Origin of the sequence: Bacillus sp. FSL M7-1020, from assembly GCF_038050415.1 — a bacterium.
Lineage (GTDB): Bacteria > Bacillota > Bacilli > Bacillales > Bacillaceae_G > Bacillus_A > Bacillus_A toyonensis.
On the sequence record NZ_JBBOTW010000001.1, the window covers coordinates 140,001 to 145,000 of the forward strand.

Genomic DNA, 5,000 nt, shown 5'->3' on the forward strand with positions numbered 1-5,000 from the left:
AAGCGGTACGCGAGCTGGGTTCAGAACGTCGTGAGACAGTTCGGTCCCTATCCGTCGTGGGCGTAGGAAATTTGAGAGGAGCTGTCCTTAGTACGAGAGGACCGGGATGGACGCACCGCTGGTGTACCAGTTGTTCTGCCAAGGGCATAGCTGGGTAGCTATGTGCGGAAGGGATAAGTGCTGAAAGCATCTAAGCATGAAGCCCCCCTCAAGATGAGATTTCCCATAGCGTAAGCTAGTAAGATCCCTGAAAGATGATCAGGTTGATAGGTTCGAGGTGGAAGCATGGTGACATGTGGAGCTGACGAATACTAATAGATCGAGGACTTAACCATATAATATGAAGCAAATGTTATCTAGTTTTGAAGGAATATGCCTTCATAGTTTGGTGATGATGGCAGAGAGGTCACACCCGTTCCCATACCGAACACGGAAGTTAAGCTCTCTAGCGCCGATGGTAGTTGGGACCTTGTCCCTGTGAGAGTAGGACGTCGCCAAGCAAGCTTAAGACGAGTCAGAATGACTCGTCTTTTTTATGTTTTATAAAATAAGCTCGTTATCTGTAGTTTTCTTGAGCTATAAATAACGAGCTTATTTGTGTTAAAAAATAGCAACATGAAAATTCAGTAAAGCTCTGTTTATTATAGTTCTGCTGTATTTTTCACATCAATGAGCTCAAATCGTTCGCAAACGAGTAGCATATCTTCAGAAAAAGTAAAACCAAACTCATTTAGTTCCTTTGTAAAAAAACGAACATGGGTGTCTTTCCAGTAATTATACGTGCAATCTCCTTCGCCTTCAGCGATAGCGAATTCTTCGCTTACTTCATTCATCGGTGTTACAGTTACTTCTATTGTTTTAATAATCGCTACAGGTTCATCCTGACTATTGAGTATAATACTATAATCATTAGTCGTCGGTAGTGGTTCATTTTCTAACTCATAAAAAATGTGACAGGAGCATGTTGCGGTTTTGATACCATCAATTACTAATTGTGCAAGATAATTAGGGGAATCCCCAAATTGCCAAGCTGTAACAGATGCTGGTTTTTCATTGTTTCCCCAATAAGTATCCCAATATGTTTGTGCTAATGGATTCATTTGTATCGTTACCTCACTCTAATTAATATGTAGTCTTTTTATAATCCCTGAGAAATTTACTTATTTGTATGCCTTTGTACTCATTTAAAATTTGTATCGGTGTGTTGTGAATTAAGAAAGAGAATATGCGGAATGAATATGGTTTGTAAACACGTTCTGTCCATATATGGGATTTTTAATTTTCCAATTGTGTCGTACGGTAAAGGATATAACTGTTTGAAGAATATTCGGATTATTAAGGGCGGTTTATTACAACTATGACATATTGAAGTGAGTAATACTAGAGGTGAAATAGAGAAAAAACTGATATTCCAACTTGAATATCAGTTTAGTAATATGTGACTTATATGAATCTATAGCAATATGAACAGCGTAAATAAGATAGCCAGCAAAATACGATAATATGCAAAAGGTTTTAAACCGATCTTCTCTAAAAGCTTCAAAAAAGTTACTACGGCTAGCATTGCTACTATAAAAGAGGTAATGAATCCTACCGCAAACATAGGGATGTCATCAACGCTTAAATACTTCCAACTTTTTAATAAGTCTAAGCCTGTAGCTCCAACCATTACAGGAAGAGCAATGAGAAAAGAGAATTCAGATGCGGTCTTATAATTTACTTTCGCTAATAACCCTCCAGAAATAGTAGAGCCAGCTCTAGAGAAGCCAGGATATACCGCTAAGCATTGAAATAATCCAATTGTTAATGCTTGACGGTAGGTTAAATCATCCAGTGAATAGGCGGTTGCTTCTGTCTTTTTTACTTCTGCAAAAATCATAAGAATTGCTCCTGCTACAAGTCCAATGACGACAGTATATGGCTGAAATAAGTATGTTTTAATAACACCATGTAATAGTAATCCAGCAACTACCGCTGGGAATACACCAAGAAATACATGGAATGCGTTGAATTTTTTCTCTTTTCGTAGAAGAGGTTTAATATTACATAAAGAAACAAGGCGTTTATAGTATAAAATCGCAATAGCTAAAATTGCGCCTAACTGTATAACGATTTCAAAGGTCTTTGCTCTTTCTCCTTCGAAGCCTAATAAATGTCCGACTAATATAAGGTGGCCAGTAGAAGAGATAGGTAAAAATTCTGCTAATCCCTCTACAATACCGAGTATGAAGGCAATGATGATATCGCTCATAGTTTCACTCCTATAAATTAATGAATATCTACTCTCTTAAAATAGAATAGTGTTGCAATAAATCCGAAAATTGCTGTTGCTGCAATGATGATATAAGAATACTCTGGTGGATATGTGGGTTGTAATTCGTTATTTGCGATATCTAGAGTAGCGGTCCACGGAAATAGATCTTTATGTTTAGAGTTCACGAGCATAAGGTTAATCATTGTAATAATGACCGTTAATATAATAGGTGGTACATAGGTCTTCATTACAACGGTTAATAGTACAATAGGTGAAGACAATAGAAAGAGAAGTCCACCACATATTAAAAATTTTACGAGAGAGCTTAAGAGTAAGATGGTACTAAATCCAGGGAAGCTACCTATTAGCCCTAATAATAAAGTTAGTGTCCAAGCGACTAAAGTAAGCATTATAATCCAAAGAAAGAGAATGATGAACTTACTTATAATAAAGCTAATGCGTGAGACTGGAATAGTTAGTAAATGTTTTAGTGTATCTTCTGTATATTCACGGGTAAACAGATAAGCAATCACTACCCCATATAAGGGGAATCCTATAATTAAAGTAGTATATAAGTTAACTTCGGTGAATAGTTGATGGAACAAAATAGTTGGAGTAGGTTGTTTTGTTTTTATGTGTATATAAGACGCTACGACCACTAAGAAGGGTGCGACACCAGCCCCGATAATGCTAATTAAAAACATATTGGAACGTTTTAATTTTAATAGTTCTGTATAGAGCAGATTAACCAATTGTTCCACCTCCAACTAGATTGGTGAAATAATCTTCTAATCTGTCTTCGCTCATCGCCATTTTTAATACATCGACATCATTAAGAACGAACGTTCTGTTTATGTGTCCTTGCTGTCCAAAATGAGAATAAATACGAATATTCCCTTCATCATGTACTTCATAATCAAAAATTTGAAGATGATTTTCTAATAGCATCGTGGCTCTATTGTCATTATTCACTTGAAATTCTATGTACTTACGGTTGGTTTTGCGTAGCGTATCAAGAGAAACTTCTTCTAGTAACTTTCCTTCATGGATAATTCCCATACGATCGACTAGTTGTTCTACTTCAACTAATATGTGACTAGAAATGAGTATCGTTATATTTCTTTCCTGAGCTAAAGATTTAATGAGTTTTCGCATTTCTTTAATACCGATTGGATCGAGTCCATTAGTTGGTTCATCTAGTATGAGTAGTTCAGGGTAGTGGAGAAGAGCACGTGCAATTCCTAAGCGCTGCTTCATTCCTAAAGAATACTTTCCTACTAACTTTTTTGTTTCATGCTGTAAGCCTACTATTTCTAATGCTTCTTCAATGGCATTCTTTTTGTGGATCCCAATTATCTTTGCATTAATTAATAAGTTTTCTTTTGCAGTTAAGTTTTCATAAAACCCTGGAACCTCAACGATAGAACCAATTCTTCTTAAAATATTTTTTTGATTTTGAAATAAGTCTTCTCCGAATATTTCAATATTTCCACTTGTAGGCTTTATAAGGCTAAGTAGCATACGTATGGTTGTTGTTTTGCCCGCACCGTTGCGTCCTATGAATCCATAAACCTCTCCTTGTTGAACATTAATATTTAGATTATCTACTGATTTTTGAGTGCCATATACTTTAGTAAGGTTAGTCGTTTTTATAATTGTATGTATAGGAGACACCTACTTTCTATAAGTTCTTACTTACATAATAAGAAGGAAGGCTTAACTGCATATTAATCATTTCTTAACTATTTCTTAAAAGAAGTGTATTTTGGAATGGAAAAACCAAAAGTAGTTCGATTCCATGGGATACTTTCAACCCATATATGCCCACCATTTCTCTCCACGAGCGCTTTAGAAATCGAAAGCCCGAGACCGCTACCACCAAAAGAGGAGGTTCTTGATTGTTCGCTTCGGTACATTCGCTCAAATATGTTTTGTAAATCATGTTTTGGAATGCCAGGGCCTTTGTCCCAAATAAGAAGTTCATATTCTGTATTGGTTTCTAGTAGTTCGATTCCTACTGTTTTCCCATCTTTTCCGTAATAAATGGCATTTTTTATTAAATTACCTATAATTCGCATAAGGCTAAGGTGATCTGCGATGATAGGACAAGTAGATTCTGGTATAAGAACCTGTAGTTCGATATTATGTTTTGAGAGTTCAGGTAAAAAATCGATTAAAGCTTCTCTAGTAACTTCAGAAAAGTCGAGTTCTTCTTCTTTTAGTGGGAATTCATTGGCGTCTAGCTTTGCCATATTGAATATTTCATCAACTAGATGTTTTAAGTTATTTGATTTCATATAAAGTATTTTAAGATATTCTTGCTTTTCTATTTCAGAAGCAGCTACTCCATCTTTTAAAGCATCGATATATCCAATAATGGAGGTGAGTGGCGTTCGGATATCATGCGAGATACTAGACAAAAGTTGTTTTCTAGATTCCTCGTATCTTTTTGCTTCAATCCGAACCTTTTCTAATTTAGCTATTAGTTCGTTTATTGAAAAAACGATATGATGTAAGGAACGGTCATTGCTTGTGAATAATCTCGTTTGTAAATTTCCGTTTAATACACGACTTAATTTAGTATTCATTGATTTGTGATTTTGAATAAATTGTATCCTTGAAAAGAAGAGATAAGTTGTAATTAAGATAAGGGTAATAAATAAAGACATTTTTACTCTTGGGCCCATTTGTATATTTAAAAGTCCGCAAATGATAAGTTGTAATGAAATAAGGAAGAGGGTTTTAT

The 5,000-nt window shown here is 35.4% G+C and carries 6 protein-coding genes and 2 rRNA genes (3 of these 8 running past the window's edge); 2 read left to right on the forward strand and 6 right to left on the reverse strand.

Features of this window, described 5'->3' with window-relative positions; genetic code table 11:
- A 23S ribosomal RNA gene (locus MHB70_RS00725) occupies window positions 1-335 on the forward strand (it extends 2,587 nt beyond the left edge of the window).
- Window positions 336-384: 49 nt separating this feature from the next.
- A 5S ribosomal RNA gene (rrf, locus tag MHB70_RS00730) occupies window positions 385-500 on the forward strand.
- 141 nt (window positions 501-641) lie between these two features.
- On the opposite strand, the gene MHB70_RS00735 is transcribed toward rrf, so the two are convergent.
- Window positions 642-1,100, reverse strand: a complete 459-nt coding sequence (locus MHB70_RS00735) for an ASCH domain-containing protein (RefSeq protein WP_001068552.1) — start codon at window positions 1,098-1,100, stop codon at window positions 642-644.
- Window positions 1,101-1,453: 353 nt separating this feature from the next.
- Window positions 1,454-2,251, reverse strand: coding sequence for an undecaprenyl-diphosphate phosphatase UppP (gene uppP, locus MHB70_RS00740; RefSeq protein ID WP_001279970.1), 798 nt, complete (start codon window positions 2,249-2,251; stop codon window positions 1,454-1,456).
- A 17-nt stretch (window positions 2,252-2,268) separates the two neighbouring features.
- Entirely contained in the window at window positions 2,269-3,006 is a 738-nt protein-coding gene (locus tag MHB70_RS00745; protein WP_000247704.1) for an ABC transporter permease, read from the reverse strand.
- On the reverse strand, window positions 2,999-3,928 hold the full coding sequence (locus MHB70_RS00750; RefSeq protein WP_000074551.1) for an ABC transporter ATP-binding protein: 930 nt from the start codon (window positions 3,926-3,928) through the stop codon (window positions 2,999-3,001). Before MHB70_RS00750 ends, MHB70_RS00745 begins: the two co-directional genes overlap by 8 nt.
- A 68-nt stretch (window positions 3,929-3,996) precedes the next feature.
- Window positions 3,997-5,000: the 3' portion of a sensor histidine kinase gene (locus tag MHB70_RS00755; RefSeq protein WP_061530560.1), read on the reverse strand. Its footprint extends 10 nt past the window's final position; 1,004 of the gene's 1,014 nt are visible here — the last part of the coding sequence; its start codon lies beyond the right edge, outside the window; it ends in the stop codon at window positions 3,997-3,999.
- On the reverse strand, window position 5,000 holds a 1-nt sliver of the coding sequence (locus tag MHB70_RS00760; RefSeq protein ID WP_000651986.1) for a response regulator transcription factor. 713 nt of this gene lie beyond the right edge of the window; only 1 of the gene's 714 nt is visible here; its start codon lies off the right edge, out of view; its stop codon straddles the right edge of the window (only 1 of its three bases is visible, at window position 5,000). The genes MHB70_RS00755 and MHB70_RS00760 overlap by 11 nt, the downstream gene beginning before the upstream one ends.